The sequence below is a fragment of the Oceanobacillus jeddahensis genome, from assembly GCF_000750635.1.
GTDB classification, from domain to species: Bacteria; Bacillota; Bacilli; order Bacillales; family Amphibacillaceae; genus Oceanobacillus; species Oceanobacillus jeddahense.
The window spans coordinates 37,018-57,299 of sequence record NZ_CCDM010000001.1 but is presented as its reverse complement, the minus strand read 5'-3'; the positions used below and the strand labels follow the sequence as shown (position 1 = coordinate 57,299).

Genomic DNA, 20,282 nt, shown 5'->3' with positions numbered 1-20,282 from the left:
TTGGTGGGAAATATGGCAAAGAAATTAAAGAAAAAAGATATGGACCAAGAGCTTCTAAATGCTTTATATCAAGTGGAAGGCGAGTGGAGACAGCTTCAAGATTTTGTTCGAAAAAGTATCGATCCTTCGCAAAATGGAGAGAGAGAAATTTTAATAGCAAGATCGAAATATATGATGCTGTTAAAGGAAGCTCGAATTCGAAATGTGAAGGCGACACGGTTTTAAAAGAATCTAATTTTGTAAAAGAATCATGTATGTGTTAAGCTGCTTGATTCTTTTTTACTGCCCCAAAAAAGAAGAGGTGATGCTTATTATGGAAAACAATCCGCCAATTCTTAAATTAAAAATAACCTTTATAGAAAAAGTTTTCAATACTCTTGGCTTCGTGAGTTTCGCCGGGGTGATTTTTTATATTATTTTCACATGGAGTTCCATTCCAAGTCAGATACCGGGTCATTATAATGCGTCTGGTGAAGTAACACGATGGGGAGGAAGAGAAGAGCTATTCATTCCTTTAGCCATTGGGTTACTGTTATGGATTGGAATGACCATTCTGGAGAGGTTTCCACATTTATTTAATTAGAGGAATCTAACAGAAGCAAATGTGAAAGATCAATATATCAATTCTAGAATGTTAGTGAATTTGTTAAAAAATGAAATAGCCATTCTTTTTCCTTTTATAATCACTTTAAATAGTATTCGTGTTGCGAAAGGCTTTCCGTCTTATATGAATACATGGTCTTTACTATTTATTATTCTTCTGTTTGCAGGGACGATAACTTTATTTATCATTCGTTCTCAGCAGTTGAAGAAGAAATCTGCCAATGAGACGGAATAGAATATAAATAGACTTATCCACTTGTTAAATCTGTTCTAATCGTTTCGCTCCAATCATAGAAATAGGTAAAAGCGATGTATGGAAAGTGGGGAGAGGGATGAGTTCAACACTATTTATTGGAACGATTATTGGATTAATTATTCTTTTATTTATCGTAGGTGCGCCAGTAAAACCAATGAAGTATGTTGGAAAAGCAACGGTTAGGATAGGGATAGGCGTACTATTGCTGTTTTTCTTGAATGTATTTGGAGGGGCTGTGGGTCTGCATATTCCAATTAATCTATTTACGGTTCTGGTTTCTGGATTTCTTGGTGTATTTGGTGTTGGTTCTCTTGCAGCTATTCATTTATTTATTCTTTGAGACGCTGTTTGGCTGCCCTTATATTTCTTCCACTAGTAATATTGCTTCATAATATATTTTTCAGGTATAACATCCGTTAGATTAGGAGATACTATTTTTAACGGAGGTGGAGAAATGAAACAGCAAAAGGTTCAAGAATATGAATATTGTGGAATTTGTGAGGAACCAAAGGAAGATGGGATTCACTTGTACGCTATGTTTCTATGTAAGGAATGTGAGCATAATATGATTCATACGGAACCGCGGGAAGAAAAGTATCAATACTATCTCTCAAAGTTAAAAAATATTAATCAATCAACATTACACTCTTAAAATAATCCCCTTTTAACAAGTCTTTGCGTGCAAAGGCTTTTTTTCATAGTGGAAAAGTATATATTTTAGCCCCTAAAGATTTTGATGCAGTAAAATGATTAAGTACTAAATATAAGCACATCGAAGACGATCAATCCCAAGCTATTCAGGGTCTGTGTACCAGTTTAGCTATTCTGGTAGAAATAGGATTTCATTATATACTGTAGTTATTCTTTTAATTTTTATTCCACTATCTCTGCTTGTTATAATAAAGTGAAATATAAAATAAACAAATCAGTTTGAATGAATTGGTTTGTTTATTTAGATATAAAAAGAAATGAGGCAAACAAATGGATCAACAGCGTATGCCATTAGCAGAGCATTTACAAGCATTTGCAAAAAATAATCCAATCTCTTTCCATGTGCCAGGTCATAAGCATGGACAAGTATTTGCGTCTGCCTACCTCGCGGAGTTTCAACAGCTGCTCCGGTGGGATGTAACAGAAATTACAGGAATGGATGATTTACATGCTCCTACAGGTGTCATTGCGGAAGCGGAAAGCTTAGCAGCAGATTTTTTTAAGACGCAGCACACTTTCTTTCTCATTGGTGGATCGACAGTGGGAAATTTGGCGATGATACTTGCCACTTGTAAGCAGGAAGATAAAATTCTTGTTCAGCGTAATTGCCATAAATCTGTCATGAATGGGGTAGAGTTAGCAGGTGCCAAGCCCGTTTTTTTAGCACCGGATTGGGAAGAAAATGTACAAAGATTTACCAGCCCAAGCTACGAAACGGTAGCAGCAGCTATAGAACAGCATCCGGAGGCAAAAGCATTAATCCTTACATATCCCGATTATTTCGGGCAAACCTATCACCTGAAAGCAATGATTGAAAAAGCCCACCAGCATAATATAGCTGTACTAGTAGATGAAGCGCATGGTGTTCATTTTTCATTGGGGGATGCTTTTCCTGTATCAGCGATTCAGTTAGGGGCTGATGCTGTGGTACATTCCGCTCATAAAATGGCCCCGGCAATGACAATGGGCTCCTATTTACATGTTATGACATCACGTATTAATTTATCTCAGCTGGCGCATTATTTACAAATTGTTCAATCGAGCAGTCCATCGTATGTGCTTATGGCTTCTTTAGATATAGCAAGGTACTTTTTAGCAAATTTTTCAGAAGAAAATCAACTAAAAACGATAAAAAGTGTCGAACATATAAAAAACATCCTTTCTGCTTTTCCTTTTTGGGAGTTTGTTCCATCAGCTGATCCATTAAAGCTAACGTTCCACGTGAAACATTCTTTTTCGACAAAATCGGTGGTGCAGTTACTCGAAAAAGCAGAGATTTTCCCGGAACTTGCTACAGAAGAGCAAATTTTATTTGTTCATGGGCTTGCTCCGTTTGAACAAACAGATAGGTTAGAAAAAAGGTTGAAAACAATGGGCCATCCATTAAAAAAATCACCAAATCATGCTACAATAGAGAGGACAAATTTTTTTCCAGAAAAGATTCAGGAATTAGATTTGTCTTATCAAGAAATGCACTATTATTCAACGTACCAGGTCTCAATGGAGGAAAGTGTAGGAGAAATAGCTGCTGAGGCGGTTATACCTTACCCGCCCGGTATTCCACTTCTTTTAAAAGGAGAAAAAATCAAAGAGGTTCATATAACGCAATTAAAAAAATTAGTGGAACAAGGTGTTCGAATACAGCATAGGGACTCGAGGCTACGCATATATAGAAATAAAGGGGAACGATGATGACAACTGGTTTGTTTATAACATTTGAAGGCGGCGAGGGAGCTGGCAAGACTACCATTCTAAATCAAGTTTATGAAGAACTGACGGCACAGGGAATAGAGGTAATCAAAACGAGAGAACCAGGCGGTATCCATATTTCTGAGAAGATTAGAGAGATTATTCATGACCCTCTCCATCTTGAAATGGAAGAAAGAACAGAAGCATTATTATATGCAGCAGCAAGAAGGCAACACCTTGTAGAAAAGGTTTTTCCTGCATTAGAAAAAGGAAAAATTGTATTATGTGATCGCTTTGTAGATAGCAGTCTGGTATATCAAGGATATGCAAGAGGTATTGGGGTAGATGAGGTATATGCTATCAATAAATTTGTCATTCAGGATTGTATGCCGGATGTAACCTTCTATTTTGATATTAGCCCTCAAAAAGGGCTGGAGCGCATATCAGCAAATGCAGATAGAGAGAAAAATCGCTTGGATTTAGAAACGCTTGAATTTCATGAGAAAGTGTATGAGGGATATCAGTTAATTAGGTCTCGTTTTCCAGAGCGTTTTCAAACAGTGGATGCGGAACGTTCGCTTGAAGTAGTCTATCACGATGTGTTAGAAAGAATTACTACCTTTTTACACGATAGAGAGGTATAAAAAACGATATATTTAAGGAATTTTGACTGTTCTCTACGCCCGTAGCGGTCGCATTAACTGACAACATTACTAAGATTACTCGTCCTACAGAAGACATTTTTGGGACATTGAAGTCGGTACATTCTTGTATAAGTAAAAAGTGAGCGAATACAAGATTTTCTAAAATAAATAAGCCAAAAGGGGCTGATCAATCATGAAGTTAATTATTACTGTTATTCAAGATAAAGATTCTAATCGCTTAGTAAACGCATTAGGGGAAAATAAATTTCAAACCACAAAATTAGCAACAACAGGCGGATTTTTAAAGGAAGGAAATACAACGCTGATGATTGGTTGTGAGGATGAGTATGTGAATGATGCGCTTGAAATCATTCGTGATAATTGCTCGCATCGTGAACAGATGGTTGCACCAATTTCTCCAATGGGAGGAAATGCCGATTCATATATTCCAAAACCAGTGAAAGTAGAGGTTGGCGGAGCTACGGTGTTTATCTTGCCTATCGAGTCCTTTTACCAATTTTAAAAGATAGAATCGCTTTTACACATGACCAAACGAGAGGGGGAGAACAATGAAGATTTCCAGTGAGATATTAACACCAAGAGATGGCAACTTGAAGCGCCCGGCGCAGACAAATAACACCTCTTTTCAAAATCTTGTTCAATCCCAATCGGAACAGCTGAAAACACAGGAATTCACGCAAATGGTGAAGCAGATTGCGGAACAGGGTGATAAACTGAGCCGTTATCGTTCCTTTCGTGAATTAGTGAAGTTTAAGCGAATGGTAAAAGGTTTTCTGGAAAAAGCAACATCAGAAGGGTATCTTTTAGAGAAAAAACAAAGCTTTAGCATGCAAGGAAGCAGACAATTGTCTTTGGTAAAAGTCATCGATGATAAAATTGCCCAATTAGCAGAAGATTTAATGGATGAAGAAAAGAAAACCATTGATATTCTTGGATTAATTGGAGAGATTAAAGGGTTGTTAGTTAATATTTATACATGAGTTATTAAGCCCTGTTTTGCATGATAGAAAAATAGTAGAGAAACAATGGATTTAAAGGAATTTCGGCTATGGTACCCATAAATATGTGTTCCCAAAGGACAAAAAAACGGAACAAGAAGAAGCTTAGCTTTTTGTGACATGAATAGAAGAAGCTTATGTTTAAAGGTGGAAGTAATTATGCAGACATGGGAAGAGATCGAAAAAATACAACCTGTGGCAAGTCGAACCATTATGAACAGTATAAATAAAAATCGTATCTCCCATGCTTATTTATTCCAAGGAGATAGAGGAACCGGCAAAAAAGAAATGGCACTTCTGCTGGCAAAATATTTGTTTTGTATGAATCGGCAGGGAGTCAATCCATGTAATAACTGTATCAATTGCCAGCGGATTGACTCTGGAAATCATCCGGATATGCATTGGATTGAGCCAGACGGAGCCTCTATTAAGATAGAACAGGTACGAAATTTGCAGAAAGAGTTTACGTATTCCGGAATGGAATCAAATCAGAAAGTTTATATCATTAAGGATGCAGATACATTAACAGTAAATGCTGCCAACCGTCTATTGAAATTTTTAGAAGAGCCAAGCATAGAAACAACTGCTATGATGCTTACAGAGAATGGTCATGCTATGCTGTCCACCATTCGATCACGCTGCCAGATTATTGATTTACAACCGCTTGCACCAGGAACCTTACAAGAAAAATTACAGCAAGAAGGGTTAAATGAGATGGACGCTAAGCTTTTGAGCGTACTGACGAATAGTTTAACCGAAGCACTTGAACTTGCCCAAGATGATTGGTTTGCAGGGGCGCGAAAAATAGTGATACAATGGGTAGAAATGTATACTACACAGCCTGAGGATATTTACACATATATCCATCAATATTGGATACCTCATTTTAAAGACAGAGAAAGTCAAGAACGAGGTTTGGACTTATTAATACTAGGATTTAAAGATATATTACATCAACATATATATACAGACGCCAATACGATACTATTATCCAATGATCCATCCAAGCTGGAAAAGAGGCTCATCACTTTTTCGCAAGCTCAATTATTGACTATTTTAAATCAGATTTTAATGGCGAAAAGAAAATTAAAGGCAAATGTTCAGCCAACATTGGTTATTGAACAACTAGCGCTTCAAATACAGAGGTGAAAAAATGTTAGAAGTTATTGGCGTACGTTTTAAGAAAGCTGGTAAAATCTACTATTTCGATCCAGACTCTTATCCGGTAACTCCAGATAGCTATGTGATTGTGGAGACAGTAAGAGGAATAGAATTTGGAAAAGTAGTCATCACGGAAAAGCAAGTAGATGAAGAAGACGTAGTTTTACCTTTAAAGAAAGTAATTCGGGTTGCAAATGAAAAGGATAAGCGAACCGTTGTAGAAAATCAAGATCAGGCGAAAAAAGCCTTTGACATATGTACCAATAAAATTACGCAACATCAGCTAGATATGAATCTAGTAGATGTAGAATATACGTTTGACCGTAATAAAATCATTTTCTATTTTACAGCTGACGGAAGAGTTGATTTTAGAAACCTTGTAAAAGATCTTGCATCGATGTTCAAAACACGTATTGAACTTAGACAAATTGGAGTCAGAGACGAAGCAAAAATGCTTGGAGGAATCGGTCCTTGTGGGCGTATGCTTTGTTGCTCAACATTTTTAGGAGACTTTGAACCAGTTTCGATAAAGATGGCAAAGGATCAAAATCTTTCTTTAAACCCAGCAAAGATATCCGGTTTATGTGGAAGATTAATGTGCTGCTTAAAATATGAAAATGATGAGTATGAAACTGCAAAAAGAGACTTACCTGATATTGGAGAAACAATGCCGACACCACACGGAGAAGGAAAGGTTGTTGGCTTGAATATATTAGAGAAAATGATTCAAATTGAACTTTTAGACAAAGAACGTGTTGTGGAGTATACATTAGATGAATTAATTGAAAAAGGAATTGTAGCACAAGTCACAGAATAGAGGTGATCAATCGTGGGAAACAGAGAGATATTTGATCAAGTTTCCGATATGGAGAAGCAAATTGGTGAATTATATGAGCAATTAGGTGATTTAAAAGGAAAGCTAAGTGATTTGCTTGAAGAAAATCACCGGTTAGCTCACGAAAATCATCATTTGCGCAATCACCTGGATAATTTTACAGAAGAATCTGTGGAAAATGAGCAAAAACAAAGTGACTCTAAACAGCAAAAAGGGATCTTTCCAGGAGAAGGATATGATAATTTAGCTCGTCTTTACGAAGAAGGTTTTCATATTTGCAGCTTGGAATTTGGCAGTCCGAGAAGAAATGAAGATTGTATTTTTTGCTTAGATTTTTTTGATAAAACGAAATAAGCTGCGATAAGTGTATCGTATTGGATGGCTGTCTTCCTTATGAAGGCAGCTCTTTTTCTGACACGACTTTTCAGAGTGAAGATAAGGATGTGATAAATCGATGGTGGAGCTATATGATGATGAACGATTGGACTATTTATTAGCAGATGAAACAATGAAAATTATTCAAAGTCCGACTGCCTTTGCTTTTTCATTGGATGCAGTATTATTAGCTCATTTTAGTTCGATCCCTAAAAAAAGAGGAAAGATTCTAGATTTGTGCACAGGAAACGGTGTTATTCCTTTATTGCTTTCAAAAAAATCCAATGCAGAAATGACAGGTGTGGAGATTCAGGAACGAATTTTTCAGATGGCGAAAAGAAATGTCGCTTTAAATAATTTACATGATCAATTACAAATGATTCATGGAGATCTAAAAGAAATGGAGACGACGCTTGAACACAGTTCGTTTGATACGGTTACTGTTAACCCTCCGTATTTTAAAACGCCTTCTCCTACAGAGCACAATCAAAATGAATACCTTACTATCGCCAGACATGAACTGCACTGTACATTAGAAGACGTTGTGAAGGCATGCAAAAGGTATGTCAAACCTGGAGGAAAAGTGGCAATGGTACATCGTCCGGGACGTATAGTTGATATCATAGAGCAATTTAGAAAATATCGTATTGAACCTAAACGAATACAATTTGTTTATCCTAAACAGGGTAAAGAAGCAAATATGCTTTTGGTTGAAGGAACCCGTGATGGGAAAGCAGATGTGAAAATTCTGCCGCCATTTTACATTTATGAACAGGATGGTTCTTACACACAACAGGCAGAGGAAGTTATATATGGCCAGTGAAGAACATTTGATATATATTTTAAAATGTAAGGACGGGACACTATATACAGGATATACAAATAATTTAGAATACCGAATCCGTATGCATGAAGCGGGAAAAGGGGCAAAATATACAAGAGGCAGAGGTCCTTTTGAAATTATGTATACATGTACATTTGAAAATAAATCAGATGCCTTGCGTGCGGAGTATAGAGTGAAAAGGCTGACTCGTGAAGAGAAGCTGGTAATGATTCAAGGCTATGAGAAAGGAATGTGCGATGAATGAACATCCAAAATAGTTATCAATCTGAGGAACATGCTGCACTATATGTCGTCCCAACGCCTATCGGAAACTTGGAGGATATGACGTTCCGGGCTATCCGGGTTTTAAAGGAATGTAGGCTGATTGCTGCAGAGGACACCAGAAATACGAAAAAACTGCTTCATTATTTTGAGATTCATACCCCTCTCGTCAGCTATCATGAACATAATCATCAGGAAAGAGAAAAACAGCTTTTAGATAAGATCCGTAATGGAGAATCCATTGCTGTTGTTAGTGATGCGGGAATGCCAGCGATTTCTGATCCTGGTTCAGAACTGGTACAAGCAGCTATTCGGGAAGGGCTGCATGTCATCGTTTTACCAGGTGCCAATGCAGCTCTTGTAGCACTGGTTGGTTCTGGTTTAACGGCACAACCTTTTACATTTTATGGTTTTCTTCCCAGGAAGAAAAAAGACAAAAAAGAAACTCTGGAGAAATTAAAAATTTTAAATTCTACTTTAATCTTTTATGAATCTCCCTACCGGATCAAGGATACGTTGGAAGTGATGGAAAAGGTTCTGGGCGAGCGACAGGCAGCAATAGGAAGAGAAATCTCTAAGAAATTTGAAGAATTTGTTAGAGGTACCATTCAAGAACTTTTTTCATGGAGTAAGAAAAATGAGATGCGTGGAGAGTTTGTTATTGTCATCGAAGGACAAAATGAGTCTGCTTTAGAACAATTTCGACAAGAATCCAGTTGGTGGGAAGCATTATCCGTGAAAGAACATGTAGAGGCATTAATGTATAAGGACCATTTATCAAGCAAAGAAGCAATTAAGCAAACAGCAATAGATAGGAATTTACCAAAAAGAGAAGTTTATCAAAATTACCATATTGAATAGGACTTTCCATTGCTTCATATATTATAAAGGCGAAAAAGGGGTGATCTCTGAAATCAGAAGAGGTCACCCCTTTTTCGCCTTTTAAACAACAATTATTATTTAAAACGATTTTGAATTTCTTCCAGCAAAATTTTTGCGCCCTCAGGACTTAGAATAAGATTGCCATCAGCCAGCGTCTGATTGTCATCTGTTAACTCTCCAGTGATCTGACAAGTCATATTTGGACGATATTTCTTCAATACAATACGATCGTTATCTACGTATATCTCCATTGTATCTTTTTCTTTGATATCAAGTGTACGACGTAATTCAATAGGAATAACTACGCGACCAAGTTCATCAACTTTGCGAACAATACCAGTAGATTTCATTTCTTCATTCCTCCAATAGTAGATTAATAGAATTTTGAGAATAAATGAGCTATACATTTTTCAAATAGTGAGATAACTTACAAAAAATGTCGTTCCCCGTCGTTACTAATAATCTTAGAATAGCAACAATATTTGGTATTGTCAATACAATTTTACTGTAAAAGGAAAAGTTTTAACTCTTTTTTATAAATATTCAGGAATTTGATACATTTCTATCGTTTTAGACGATAGAGTGTTTCTTCTATATATCATTTCTTGTGTAATTTCTAAAGAATAGGTGAATAGGTACACAATTTGGCAAATTACGTTATAATAGCTACAATGGAGAGTGAACATTTTTAGGTTTATGGTGTAAAATATATGAATAAATCAACAAAAAAGTTAATTTTGAATCTTTTTCGGATGAGGTGGCAATGCTTGTTGCATAGCATATATCCACTTAAATAAAGATGGTGTGAGAAAGCAAAGCGGCATTTGTATATTCCGAGGTAAGATTTTTTAAATAGGAAGAAATCTAGGAGGCATAAGACGGATGGGAAGCAAAAGTACTTTTTACATTACAACACCAATATATTATCCAAGCGGAAAATTACATATTGGTAATGCGTATACAACAATAGCTTGTGATACGATGGCTAGATATAAGCGTATGCTCGGGTTTGATGTGTTTTATTTAACAGGAAGTGATGAACATGGTCAAAAGATTGAGCAAAAAGCAGCGGAAAAGAACATATCACCTCAAGAATATGTTGATAAAATGGCAGCTGGAATGCAAGATTTATGGAAGACACTTGAAATAAGTCATGACAAATTTATTCGTACAACAGATGATCAACACCAAAAAGTTGTGGCGGATATTTTTGAACGTTTTTTACAACAAGGAGATATCTACCTGGATGAATATGAAGGCTGGTATTCCGTGCCTGATGAAACTTTTTATACGGAAACACAGCTCGTAGATATTGAAAAAGATGAAGATGGAAATATTATTGGTGGAAAATCGCCAGATAGCGGACATCCTGTTGAGCTGATTAAAGAGGAATCTTATTTCTTCCGCATGGGTAAATACGCAGATCAATTATTGCAATACTACGAAGATCATCCGGATTTTATTCAGCCGGAATCTCGTAAAAATGAAATGATTAATAACTTCATTAAACCAGGTTTGGAGGACTTGGCTGTATCCCGAACAACATTTAAGTGGGGGGTCAAGGTTCCAAGTAATCCAAAACACGTTATTTATGTATGGATTGATGCCTTGGCTAACTACATTACTGCATTAGGATACGGTACGGATGATGACGCGAACTTTCAAAAATATTGGCCGGCTGATGTACACATGGTTGGAAAGGAAATTGTTCGTTTTCATACCATCTATTGGCCAATTATGTTAATTGCTTTAGACTTGCCACTTCCTAAAAAAGTTTTTGGACATGGCTGGTTGTTGATGAAAGATGGAAAAATGTCGAAATCTAAAGGGAATGTAGTATATCCTGAAATGCTTGTCGAACGCTATGGTTTAGATGCTGTACGTTACTATTTAATGAGAGAAGTTGCTTTTGGTAGCGATGGTGTCTTTACTCCAGAGGATTTTATTTCCAGAATGAATTATGATTTAGCAAATGACTTAGGAAACTTATTGAATCGTACGGTAGCGATGATTAATAAATATTTTGATGGAAAAGCACCTACTGTAAAAGGTGTTATTAATAAAGAAGATGCGGATTTACAGAAGACAGCATCGTCTGTTATTCAAGATTATCAGGAATACATGGATCAAATGGAATTTAGTGATGCCTTGAAGAAAGTATGGACGCTGATTTCCCGCGCAAACAAATATATTGATGAAACGCAGCCGTGGATTCTTGCCAAGGATGAGGAAAAGCGTGCTGAACTGGCAAGTGTCATGGCACACTTAGCAGAAACCTTGCGTGTGGTTGCAACGATGCTGCAGCCTTGTCTGACACATGCACCGAAGAAAATTATTGAGCAGCTTGGTTTAGATCCGGAAATGGCATTATCTTGGGAAAATATTCATTTTGGCAATTTCCCGGAAGGCATTACGGTTGTGAAAAAAGGAAAACCAATTTTTCCTCGTTTAGATGTAGAAGAGGAAGTTGACTATATTCGCTCTCAAATGGGCGGAGCTGCTACAGTGGATGAAGAAGCAGAAACAGATTGGGATCCGAATGAAACAGAGCTTGTTTCCACTAAAGAAAAACAAATCAAATATGATGTGTTTGATAAAGTTGAGCTAAAAGTTGCAGAGGTAAAAGACTGCACTAAAGTCGAAGGCGCAGATAAATTATTAAAATTCCGCTTAGATGCCGGAGATAAGGCAGATCGACAAATTTTATCAGGGATTGCGGAATATTATCCAGAACCGGAAAAATTGATTGGTAGAAAGGTCGTTATCGTGGCGAACCTTAAGCCGCGTAAAATGCGTGGGGAGATCAGTCAAGGAATGATCCTTTCTGCAGAGAAAGATGGGAAATTAGAAATCGTACCAGCGCCGGAAAGTGTACCAAACGGATCACCGATTTCTTAATCAATAATAAATGGAACAGGAGCTGTCATCATGTCAGCTCCTTCCTTTTCGATAGAAGAGAACCAAAAAGGATGATTAAAATGTTATTTGACACACACGTTCATTTAAATGCAAGGCAGTTTGCTGAAGATAGAGAAGAGACGATTCAACGTGCAAGAGATGCAGGTGTGGAATATATGGTTGTGGTTGGTTTTGATCATGAAACCATTCCGCTTGCTATACAGATCGCTGAAGAGAATGAGAATATTTATGCTGCAGTTGGTTGGCACCCTGTTGATGCAATCGATATGACAGAAAAAGAGTTAACATGGATTGAAGAATTGGCAGAACATCCTAAAGTAGTAGCAATTGGAGAAATGGGCTTAGATTATCATTGGGATAAATCACCAAAAAATGTGCAGAAGAAAGTCTTTCGTCAGCAAATAGCACTTGCAAAAAAAGTAAATATGCCGATTATTATTCATAACCGGGAAGCAACTGAGGATATTATTGCTATCCTGCAGGAAGAAAATGCTGCAGAAGTTGGTGGTATTATGCACTGTTACAATGATTCTGTCGAATATATCCAAACATGTCTGGATATGAATTTTTATATTTCCTTAGGCGGTCCAGTAACTTTTAAAAATGCTCCATTACCAAAAGAAGTGGCAAAGCAGGTTCCTTTAGACCGATTACTGATTGAAACGGATGCGCCATTTTTAGCGCCGCATCCATACCGTGGAAAAAGAAATGAACCGGCTTATGTTGCTCGTGTAGCAGAAGATATTGCGGCATTACGTGAAATGGAAGTAGCAGAGATTGGAAATATTACCACAGAGAATGCGAAACGATTTTTTAAAATTAAATAATACATTCCCTCGTATTGTAGAATAAAGTGGAGGAAATCGATTGAAGATAAAAGAAATGATTGTAGTAGAAGGACGAGATGATACAGTACGAATCAGGCTGGCTGTGGATGCGGATACGATTGAAACAAATGGTTCTGCAGTAAATAAGGCAACGCTCGATAAAATTCGCCTTGCAAAGGAAAAGCGCGGAGTAATTGTATTTACAGATCCGGATTACCCGGGTGAACGGATCAGACACTTGGTTAATCAGGCTGTTCCTGGTTGTAAACATGCTTTTTTACGTAGGGATCAAGCAAAAGCAAAGCATTCCAGAAATAAGAGCTTAGGAATTGAACATGCTTCTGTGGAGGATATTCAAAAAGCACTTGCAGATGTCTATGAATTAGCAGACGTTTGGGAGAATGATATTACGAAAGAGAATCTGATTAATTACGGATTAATTGGAGGCAAGGAAGCTTCCGGGCGCAGAAAACGTTTAGGAGAACTTTTGCATATTGGTCATACGAACGGGAAGCAACTGTTAAAACGCCTTACCCAATTCCAGATTTCCAAGGAACAAGTTGATAAAGCCATGGAAATTATAGAGCAGGAGGAGCAGGATGACTAAAAAATATATTGCCACCCCATCGAAAACGAAAGAACTGCTGAACAAATATGGTTTCGCTTTTAAGAAGAGCTTAGGGCAAAACTTCTTAATTGATGTGAATGTATTAGAAAATATCATTCATCAGGCTGGGATTACAAAAGAAACAGGAGCCATTGAAATTGGTCCTGGAATGGGTGCTTTAACAGAGCAATTAGCTATTCATGCAGATAAGGTCGTTGCATTTGAGATTGATCAGCGCCTGCTTCCTATTTTAGCAGAGACGTTAGCAGATTACGATAATGTAGAAATTATTCATCATGATATTTTAAAAGCAAACGTGGAAGAAGTGATTCGAACACATTTTGAGGAAGGTCAGGATATTCATGTCGTTGCGAATCTTCCTTATTACATTACGACGCCAATTTTGATGAAGCTTGTTCGTGATCAGCTTCCAGTTACAAGCCTGACTGTGATGATTCAAAAAGAAGTAGCAGATAGAATGGCAGCTGTGCCAAATACAAAAAGCTACGGCTCGCTTAGTATTGCTGTACAATACTATACGGAGGCAAGTGTCGTATTAAATGTGCCAAAGCAAGTGTTTATGCCGCAGCCTAATGTGGATTCCAGTGTTTTAAAGCTTGTGATGCGTAAAGAACCGCCTGTTCATGTAGATAATGTGGATTTCTTCTTTGAATTGATCCAAGCAAGCTTTGCTCAACGAAGAAAAACTCTCCGTAATAATTTAAACAGGTTCTTGCAGGAGAATTTGGAAAAACAGCAACTAGAAACACTTCTTGAAAAAGCAGCGATAGATGGAAGCAGACGTGGCGAAACATTAACCATGGAGGAATTTGCAATCTTATCCAACCTTATTTATAAAGAAATGCCGCAAAGCTAATCAAAAGATATATCTTTTGATTAGCTTTTTAGATGGAACAGAGCTGTGCTTTTATTCATACAATGAGAAAGAGTAAAAGGTGAGAGGTGCAGCGATGGATATACAGAATGGTGCGTTAGTAACAAGAAAATCATATCATCATGATTTATTATTCCGTGTGGCAGAGATAAAAAAAGGAGTTGCTATCCTTCATGGGGAAGAACTCCGATTAAAAGCAGACGCGACTCTATCCGATTTAACGATAGTGGACCAAAGAGAGCATAAAAAAAGAAAAGCGATGGACCGGGAAAAACAAGAATCGTCCTATCGTTTATTTCGTCAGGATTATCAAATGATGAAAGAAAAAAGAAATTATGAAGCGACAGAGGGTTATACAGATTCTGCGAATTATTTCCAGTTACCAGCAAAGGTACTTCATATCGATGGAGACCCATCTTATTTAAGAAAGTGTATCCAATTATATCAACGTATTGGGCTGCAAGTGCATGGCGTTCATTTAGTAGAGACTGAAATGTCATTTCAAATAAAAGATCTATTGGAGAAAATTCAACCAGATATAATGGTAATTACTGGCCACGATGCCTATTCACATAATAAAGGAACGAAGAATGATTTAAGTGCATACCGTCATTCAAAATACTTTGTAGAAGCTGTACGAGAAGCCAGAAGTATCTATCCTAATTTGGATCAGCTCGTTATTTTTGCGGGAGCATGCCAATCCCATTTTGAGTCATTAATTCGTGCTGGATCTAATTTTGCCAGTTCCCCATCTAGAGTTAATATACATGCGCTGGACCCAGTGTATATTGTTGCAAAAGTAGCTTACACTTCATTTATGGAGAGTGTATCTGTATGGGAGGCGCTGCGTAACACATTAACTGGAGAAAAAGGGTTGGGAGGAATACAGACAAGAGGGTTATTAAGAACAGGCATGCCTTACTTAATCAATGAAAATGAAAGTGAAATATAGTAGAAACTCATGCTTGAAAAGGAGGAGTTAATGGAATCACAGGTATGCTTTTTTTCCTCCTTCTTTCCAATGAAATGAAATAACTAATTAGACCATTTAGATTAGTTGTTTTTTTGTAATTTTTATAAAATCAGCCTATTATACATTTTTTTGTGACAATTTATGTATAAAAATAGAGGTATGACAAATAATATCAGAAATAGACAAAATAAATAGTTGACAACCAAAAACATATGCTGATATAATTATTTGTTTTACTTGACTTTTCATCGGCATATATGCTAAAATAAATATATGTGAGGTGGAGTGTAGTGGGCAAAACGTTGATCGAAATTAAGCAAGGTCTAGATGGTCAGGTAGGTAAACGGTTAAGGCTCAGAGCGAATGGTGGAAGACGGAAAACCGTTGAAAGATGCGGTGTTCTAGCGGAGACATATCCCTCTGTTTTCATTGTTGAGCTTGACCAGGACGAGAATGCATTCGAACGAGTTTCATACAGCTATACAGACATATTGACAGAAACGGTAGAGCTGAATTTTGTTGAAGGAAGTTCAGCGGTAATTTTTAAGCAGTAGACAAGCACTTGTCTACTGCTTTTTTAAAATTTTAGAAAGTATAAAGCAATTATAGCGAATGATGATTCGATATCCCCGCTTCAACATTTGCTATAGCTCTTTTTATTCAACAAGTAAATATATCCTAATGGTTAGTAAAGTGCGAGCTCTTCCAAGTTTTTCTGATGGAAAAAATAAAGCAAGAAATGGTTTTCCTGGTTAATTCTTTACCGGGTGAATGAAGAGAAAATACATAAGCTATGATTGCCGATCGAGAAATACATTCATTCGTAAAGGGGAGCTTTTATATGGGTAGACGAGGGATTATGTCCACGCAAATGAAAGAAGAAATAGCGAAAGAATTAGGGTTTTACGATACGGTACAGCAGGAAGGCTGGGGAGGAATAAAAGCTCGTGATGCCGGTAATATGGTGAAACGGGCGATAGAAATGGCAGAAGAGAGTATGAAAAAAAGCGAGTCCTGATCGGGCTTGCTTTTTTTCATTATAGAAGAATGATTTAACTAATTTTTTGGTGAGACGAAGAAGCGTAGTTCTATTCACTGTTTCAGGAAGTAATCCCTTTTCGTCGATGAAAGTGCAGATAAGACAAGGTTAGAACTTGAAAGCCCAAAGTTTTCATTACCTATACAAAATTAGCCTCAGTGTTTTGATTATGATACAATAAAACATATTTTTACGGACGTAAGTAAGGTTTCAAAAAGGTGAACGAATTTCCAACGCTTTGAGGATGTGATTGAAGATGCTTGTAATGGAGAAAGCGGCTGCTAAAATAAATTTGTCATTAGATGTATTAAATAAGCGGGAAGATGGCTATCATGATGTTGAAATGGTAATGACAACAATAGATTTAGCAGATCGTTTAGAATTACAGGAGTTACCTACAGATAAGATACAATTATCTTTGGAAAGCCGTTATGTTCCCAGTGATGAAAGAAATTTAGCATATAAAGCAGCGGTCTTATTTAAAGAAACATATAAAATAAAAAAAGGTGTTCACATCCGAATCGATAAATCCATTCCAGTTTCAGCAGGTTTAGCTGGTGGAAGTGCAGATGCTGCAGCTGTTTTACGGGGGCTAAACCGATTATGGGGGCTAAATATACCTTTAACTGAATTAGCTGATTTGGGATCAAAATTAGGAGCGGACATTGCTTTTTGTGTGCATAGTAAAACAGCGGTAGCAAAAGGATATGGAGAGTTTATTGAACTTCTACCTGCACCGCCTGCCTGCTGGGTTGTTATTGCTAGACCAGATATTGGTGTATCTTCTTATACGATATTTGAACAAATTAAAATCCCTGAATTACAGCACCCGAATACGAAACAAGTGTTAGAAGCTTTAGATGAAGGTGATTTTTTAAAGCTATGTAATCATTTAGGAAATGCACTGGAGCCAATAACTTTTTCTATGCATCCAGAGGTTGCAAGGCTGAAAGAAGCTATGCGACTTGCAGGAGCAGAAGGTGTGATGATGAGCGGAAGCGGGCCAACCGTGTTTGGATTATTGAAGCATCATCGAAAAGCGCTGCGAATCTACAACAGCATGCGAGGCTTTTGTAAGGACGTACAATTAATTCGAATGTTAGGCTAAGCATTGCTAAAATTCATATGAAAATGCTATATTATATTAAGAACATTCGGATTTGAGGTGTGATTTTGAAAAGAAGTAATCGATTGGTTGTGTTAACTGAATACTTTCTGGAAAACCCGAGGAAACATATTCAATTGCCTTACTTTGTAGAGCTTTGTGACACCACAAAGTCATCCATAAGCGAGGATTTAGATATTATACATGAGGTATTTCAAAATAAAGGATTAGGATATTTGGAGAGAACAACTGGCGCAGGTGGGGGCGTGAAATATATCGCTACCAGCTCTGTGGAAGAGAGTGAAGCATTTATATCTACGCTTCAGAAGAAATTAGAAGATCCAGCCCGTATACTTCCAGGAGGATATCTATATATGAGTGATATCCTTGGTGATCCGTCTACGGTCCGTGAAATTGGCCGTGTTTTTGCTTCTTGTTTTGCACATTTAGAGATCGACGCGATTGTAACAGTTGCAACAAAAGGAATTCCTTTAGCATATGCAACAGCTTCCTTTTTAAATGTTCCAGTTATTATAGCGCGTAGGGATCCAAAAGTAACAGAGGGATCTTCTGTAAGTATTAACTATGTTTCTGGATCATCTAGGAAAATTCAGACAATGGTGTTGCCAAAACGTAGTTTACCTGATGGTTCTAAAGTGTGTATTATAGATGATTTTATGAAAGCTGGAGGCACAATCACAGGAATAAAGAGCCTTTTAGAAGAATTCTCTGCAACAGTACAAGCTGTTGGTGTATTAGCAGAAGCTGATGATGAGGAAGACGAAAGAGTAATTACGGATTATACCTCTTTGTTAAAAATTTCTCCTGTTGATATTCAGAATCATCAAGTTTCTGTACAGCCAGGGAATTATCAAATGGAGTCATAAATAAAAGAATGTAATAACGGATAAGCATTTGGAACAGATCTTAATTTAATATACAGATTAAGGTCTTTTTTTACATATATTACCAAACCACCTTATTCCCGTTGTTTAGACGATATTCGTGTTTGGAAGAAAAAGGTGGATAATAATGACTAAAAATGTCGATAACAAAATAATTTTTAGGTATACGGGAGAGTGAATTTAAAATATTTTAATTTATTGGTATTTATAAGAAGGATTTTTGTAATTTATGTTGAAGTAATATAAGTATAAAGGGTGATTTTTGAATTAGGAAAAAGGTGGTGAAACATCGTGGAAGTAACTGACGTTAGATTACGCCGCGTAAAAACAGATGGAAGAATGCAGGCCATTGCTTCAATTACATTAGACAACGAGTTTGTTGTCCACGATATCCGTGTTATTGATGGGAATAGTGGATTATTTGTTGCGATGCCGTCTAAGCGCACACCAGATGGAGAATTTAGGGATATTGCTCATCCTATTAATTCTGGAACACGCTCAAAAATTCAAGAAGCTGTTTTAGAGGAGTATCATCGCGAACGTGAGAACGAAGAAGAAGGATTAGGCTACAAAGAAGAAGCTGGCGTTTCCTAAAGATATATTAAATGGTAAATGGACAAGAAGGTAGAAATCTGAATAAAGGTTTGCCTTCTTTTTTGTAAGAAAAATATATCTTTTATCGCAGTCCCAGTGGGAAGACCCCGCAGGGAAAAAGTGTTCTTCTTTTTACCGAGGAGATGAGCTCGGGGCACGTGGAAAGCGTAGTGTTTTTCTGGGGTTGCGATTACTCACCCCACCATAACCCGTCGCAGTGGTCGCACTAACCTGACAACAATGAGACCTGCGATTACTCGGTCTATTAAAACCGTTGCTGCGATTACTCCTCCATCGTAAAGCGTTGTGCGTCGAAAAAAACACTGAAGGAAGTTTCACTTTATAAAGAATAACCGTAGTCATAAGAAAAAAACGCATGCATCCGCTAAAAGATGAACGGATGTACGCGTTTTTTCTTATGTATAAAATTTATGGAGCTGTTATAGTTATTGCATAACAGTATTAATTCATTTGTTGATAGGGAAAAGAATAAAAAAGAAAGGGAGGACGCCAGAATGGGATTGATTGATGTATATCTTCAAAAATATGATAAGACGCGCCAGGACGTCATAGAGCAGTCAAATATGGAAAAAACGCAAAAATTGAATTTGAATCAGGAGGCAGCTTCGTATCATGCCGAAATCATTAAGGCACTATCCATTACAGTGGATCAAGATACAGAAACAGTGCATCAAGAACTTCAAATGTTAGAAAAAGAAAAAACCCCTTTTAAGGTGTATACTCAAGAGGAACTGCTGACTGCATTCAAAAGAAAAGAACCTTATATTATCGTAAAAGGAGATTATGCACGACAAGTGGAGAGTGCTGCAGGAACAAGTTTATCAGAAAAGGATACGATGGGGTTCCAGTTGGGATCAAGAGGGCTGGCGCTGTTAGCCGGAGAAGTTATATATCAAATCATGAATCTTTTCAGTAAGAGAGAGAAACAAGAATTAAAAGTAGAAAGCAAAATTAAAAGCTACCAAGCTGTACTAAAGGAAAATAAGGATGTCTTACTTTATCTAAGGTTATTGGATTACTGATGAAATTTTTTTCGTGTTTTGGTAAAGCGATGCAACGAAAAAAATAAAAATATGATAACATAGACATTAGAAATAAAACCTTTAATTTTATTGAA

Annotated in this window: 27 protein-coding genes; 26 read left to right on the top strand and 1 reads right to left on the bottom strand. The window is 37.0% G+C overall.

Translation table 11 applies throughout. From position 1 onward, the window contains the following. Positions 1-12: 12 nt before the first annotated feature. The 15 genes from BN986_RS00330 (at position 13) to rsmI (ending at position 9,259) form a co-directional block, all read left to right on the top strand. On the top strand, positions 13-225 hold the full coding sequence (locus BN986_RS00330) for a YaaL family protein (RefSeq protein WP_040977668.1): 213 nt from the start codon (positions 13-15) through the stop codon (positions 223-225). A gap of 88 nt (positions 226-313) precedes the next feature. Next, positions 314-583, top strand: coding sequence for a DUF1648 domain-containing protein (locus BN986_RS26590; protein WP_052400557.1), 270 nt, complete (start codon positions 314-316; stop codon positions 581-583). Positions 584-631: 48 nt separating this feature from the next. Then, positions 632-838, top strand: a complete 207-nt coding sequence (locus BN986_RS26585) for a hypothetical protein (protein ID WP_148417049.1) — start codon at positions 632-634, stop codon at positions 836-838. Positions 839-935: 97 nt separating this feature from the next. Next, positions 936-1,199 carry a pro-sigmaK processing inhibitor BofA family protein gene (locus tag BN986_RS00320; RefSeq protein WP_040977667.1) on the top strand — a complete coding sequence of 88 codons (264 nt, stop codon included), beginning with the start codon at positions 936-938 and terminating at the stop codon, positions 1,197-1,199. Positions 1,200-1,313: 114 nt separating this feature from the next. Further along, on the top strand, positions 1,314-1,511 hold the full coding sequence (locus tag BN986_RS00315) for a sigma factor G inhibitor Gin (protein ID WP_040977665.1): 198 nt from the start codon (positions 1,314-1,316) through the stop codon (positions 1,509-1,511). 329 nt (positions 1,512-1,840) lie between these two features. Continuing rightward, positions 1,841-3,262: an aminotransferase class I/II-fold pyridoxal phosphate-dependent enzyme gene (locus BN986_RS00310; protein WP_040977664.1), complete on the top strand. Its 1,422-nt coding sequence runs from the start codon at positions 1,841-1,843 to the stop codon at positions 3,260-3,262. Beyond that, a complete protein-coding gene (gene tmk / locus BN986_RS00305; RefSeq protein ID WP_040977663.1) occupies positions 3,262-3,903 on the top strand; it encodes a dTMP kinase in 642 nt (213 codons plus the stop codon). The genes BN986_RS00310 and tmk overlap by 1 nt, the downstream gene beginning before the upstream one ends. 193 nt (positions 3,904-4,096) lie before the next feature. Further along, positions 4,097-4,426: a cyclic-di-AMP receptor gene (locus tag BN986_RS00300; RefSeq protein ID WP_040977662.1), complete on the top strand. Its 330-nt coding sequence runs from the start codon at positions 4,097-4,099 to the stop codon at positions 4,424-4,426. A 46-nt stretch (positions 4,427-4,472) separates the two neighbouring features. Beyond that, positions 4,473-4,904, top strand: coding sequence for a YaaR family protein (locus BN986_RS00295; RefSeq protein ID WP_040977661.1), 432 nt, complete (start codon positions 4,473-4,475; stop codon positions 4,902-4,904). A 177-nt stretch (positions 4,905-5,081) separates the two neighbouring features. Then, on the top strand, positions 5,082-6,071 hold the full coding sequence (gene holB, locus BN986_RS00290; RefSeq protein ID WP_040977660.1) for a DNA polymerase III subunit delta': 990 nt from the start codon (positions 5,082-5,084) through the stop codon (positions 6,069-6,071). Between the two features lie 4 nt (positions 6,072-6,075). Beyond that, positions 6,076-6,900, top strand: coding sequence for a PSP1 domain-containing protein (locus BN986_RS00285; RefSeq protein ID WP_040977658.1), 825 nt, complete (start codon positions 6,076-6,078; stop codon positions 6,898-6,900). 12 nt (positions 6,901-6,912) lie between these two features. After that, complete coding sequence (yabA, locus tag BN986_RS00280) at positions 6,913-7,272, top strand: DNA replication initiation control protein YabA (protein ID WP_040977657.1); 360 nt, start codon at positions 6,913-6,915, stop codon at positions 7,270-7,272. A gap of 100 nt (positions 7,273-7,372) precedes the next feature. Then, a complete protein-coding gene (locus tag BN986_RS00275) occupies positions 7,373-8,116 on the top strand; it encodes a tRNA1(Val) (adenine(37)-N6)-methyltransferase (RefSeq protein WP_040977656.1) in 744 nt (247 codons plus the stop codon). Beyond that, entirely contained in the window at positions 8,106-8,381 is a 276-nt protein-coding gene (locus tag BN986_RS00270; protein WP_040977655.1) for a GIY-YIG nuclease family protein, read from the top strand. The genes BN986_RS00275 and BN986_RS00270 overlap by 11 nt, the downstream gene beginning before the upstream one ends. Then, the gene (gene rsmI / locus BN986_RS00265) at positions 8,378-9,259 is read left to right on the top strand and encodes a 16S rRNA (cytidine(1402)-2'-O)-methyltransferase (protein ID WP_040977654.1); all 882 of its coding nucleotides are present in this window, start codon (positions 8,378-8,380) and stop codon (positions 9,257-9,259) included. The genes BN986_RS00270 and rsmI overlap by 4 nt, the downstream gene beginning before the upstream one ends. 95 nt (positions 9,260-9,354) lie before the next feature. Here rsmI and BN986_RS00260 read toward each other — a convergent pair whose 3' ends face one another. Then, positions 9,355-9,630 carry an AbrB/MazE/SpoVT family DNA-binding domain-containing protein gene (locus BN986_RS00260; RefSeq protein ID WP_040977653.1) on the bottom strand — a complete coding sequence of 92 codons (276 nt, stop codon included), beginning with the start codon at positions 9,628-9,630 and terminating at the stop codon, positions 9,355-9,357. Between the two features lie 532 nt (positions 9,631-10,162). On the opposite strand from BN986_RS00260, the gene metG reads away from it, so the two are divergent. From metG to BN986_RS25585, 11 genes are all read left to right on the top strand, one after another. Next, on the top strand, positions 10,163-12,178 hold the full coding sequence (metG, locus tag BN986_RS00255; RefSeq protein WP_040977652.1) for a methionine--tRNA ligase: 2,016 nt from the start codon (positions 10,163-10,165) through the stop codon (positions 12,176-12,178). An 80-nt stretch (positions 12,179-12,258) separates the two neighbouring features. Beyond that, entirely contained in the window at positions 12,259-13,026 is a 768-nt protein-coding gene (locus BN986_RS00250; protein WP_040977651.1) for a TatD family hydrolase, read from the top strand. Between the two features lie 40 nt (positions 13,027-13,066). After that, on the top strand, positions 13,067-13,633 hold the full coding sequence (gene rnmV / locus BN986_RS00245; RefSeq protein ID WP_040977650.1) for a ribonuclease M5: 567 nt from the start codon (positions 13,067-13,069) through the stop codon (positions 13,631-13,633). Further along, on the top strand, positions 13,626-14,510 hold the full coding sequence (gene rsmA, locus BN986_RS00240) for a 16S rRNA (adenine(1518)-N(6)/adenine(1519)-N(6))-dimethyltransferase RsmA (RefSeq protein WP_040977649.1): 885 nt from the start codon (positions 13,626-13,628) through the stop codon (positions 14,508-14,510). The genes rnmV and rsmA overlap by 8 nt, the downstream gene beginning before the upstream one ends. Before the next feature lie 94 nt (positions 14,511-14,604). Continuing rightward, on the top strand, positions 14,605-15,480 hold the full coding sequence (gene yabG, locus BN986_RS00235; protein WP_040977648.1) for a sporulation peptidase YabG: 876 nt from the start codon (positions 14,605-14,607) through the stop codon (positions 15,478-15,480). Positions 15,481-15,791: 311 nt separating this feature from the next. Beyond that, a complete protein-coding gene (gene veg, locus BN986_RS00230) occupies positions 15,792-16,055 on the top strand; it encodes a biofilm formation stimulator Veg (protein ID WP_040977647.1) in 264 nt (87 codons plus the stop codon). Positions 16,056-16,342: 287 nt separating this feature from the next. Further along, a complete protein-coding gene (locus BN986_RS00225) occupies positions 16,343-16,519 on the top strand; it encodes a small, acid-soluble spore protein, alpha/beta type (protein WP_040977646.1) in 177 nt (58 codons plus the stop codon). 277 nt (positions 16,520-16,796) lie between these two features. Next, a complete protein-coding gene (gene ispE, locus BN986_RS00220) occupies positions 16,797-17,648 on the top strand; it encodes a 4-(cytidine 5'-diphospho)-2-C-methyl-D-erythritol kinase (protein WP_040977644.1) in 852 nt (283 codons plus the stop codon). A gap of 65 nt (positions 17,649-17,713) precedes the next feature. After that, positions 17,714-18,532 (top strand): pur operon repressor, encoded by an 819-nt coding sequence (purR, locus tag BN986_RS00215; RefSeq protein ID WP_040977643.1) that lies wholly within the window; start codon positions 17,714-17,716, stop codon positions 18,530-18,532. Between the two features lie 309 nt (positions 18,533-18,841). After that, positions 18,842-19,144, top strand: a complete 303-nt coding sequence (gene spoVG, locus BN986_RS00210) for a septation regulator SpoVG (RefSeq protein WP_040977642.1) — start codon at positions 18,842-18,844, stop codon at positions 19,142-19,144. 515 nt (positions 19,145-19,659) lie between these two features. Further along, positions 19,660-20,187: a hypothetical protein gene (locus BN986_RS25585; RefSeq protein WP_052400555.1), complete on the top strand. Its 528-nt coding sequence runs from the start codon at positions 19,660-19,662 to the stop codon at positions 20,185-20,187. Positions 20,188-20,282: the final 95 nt, after the last annotated feature.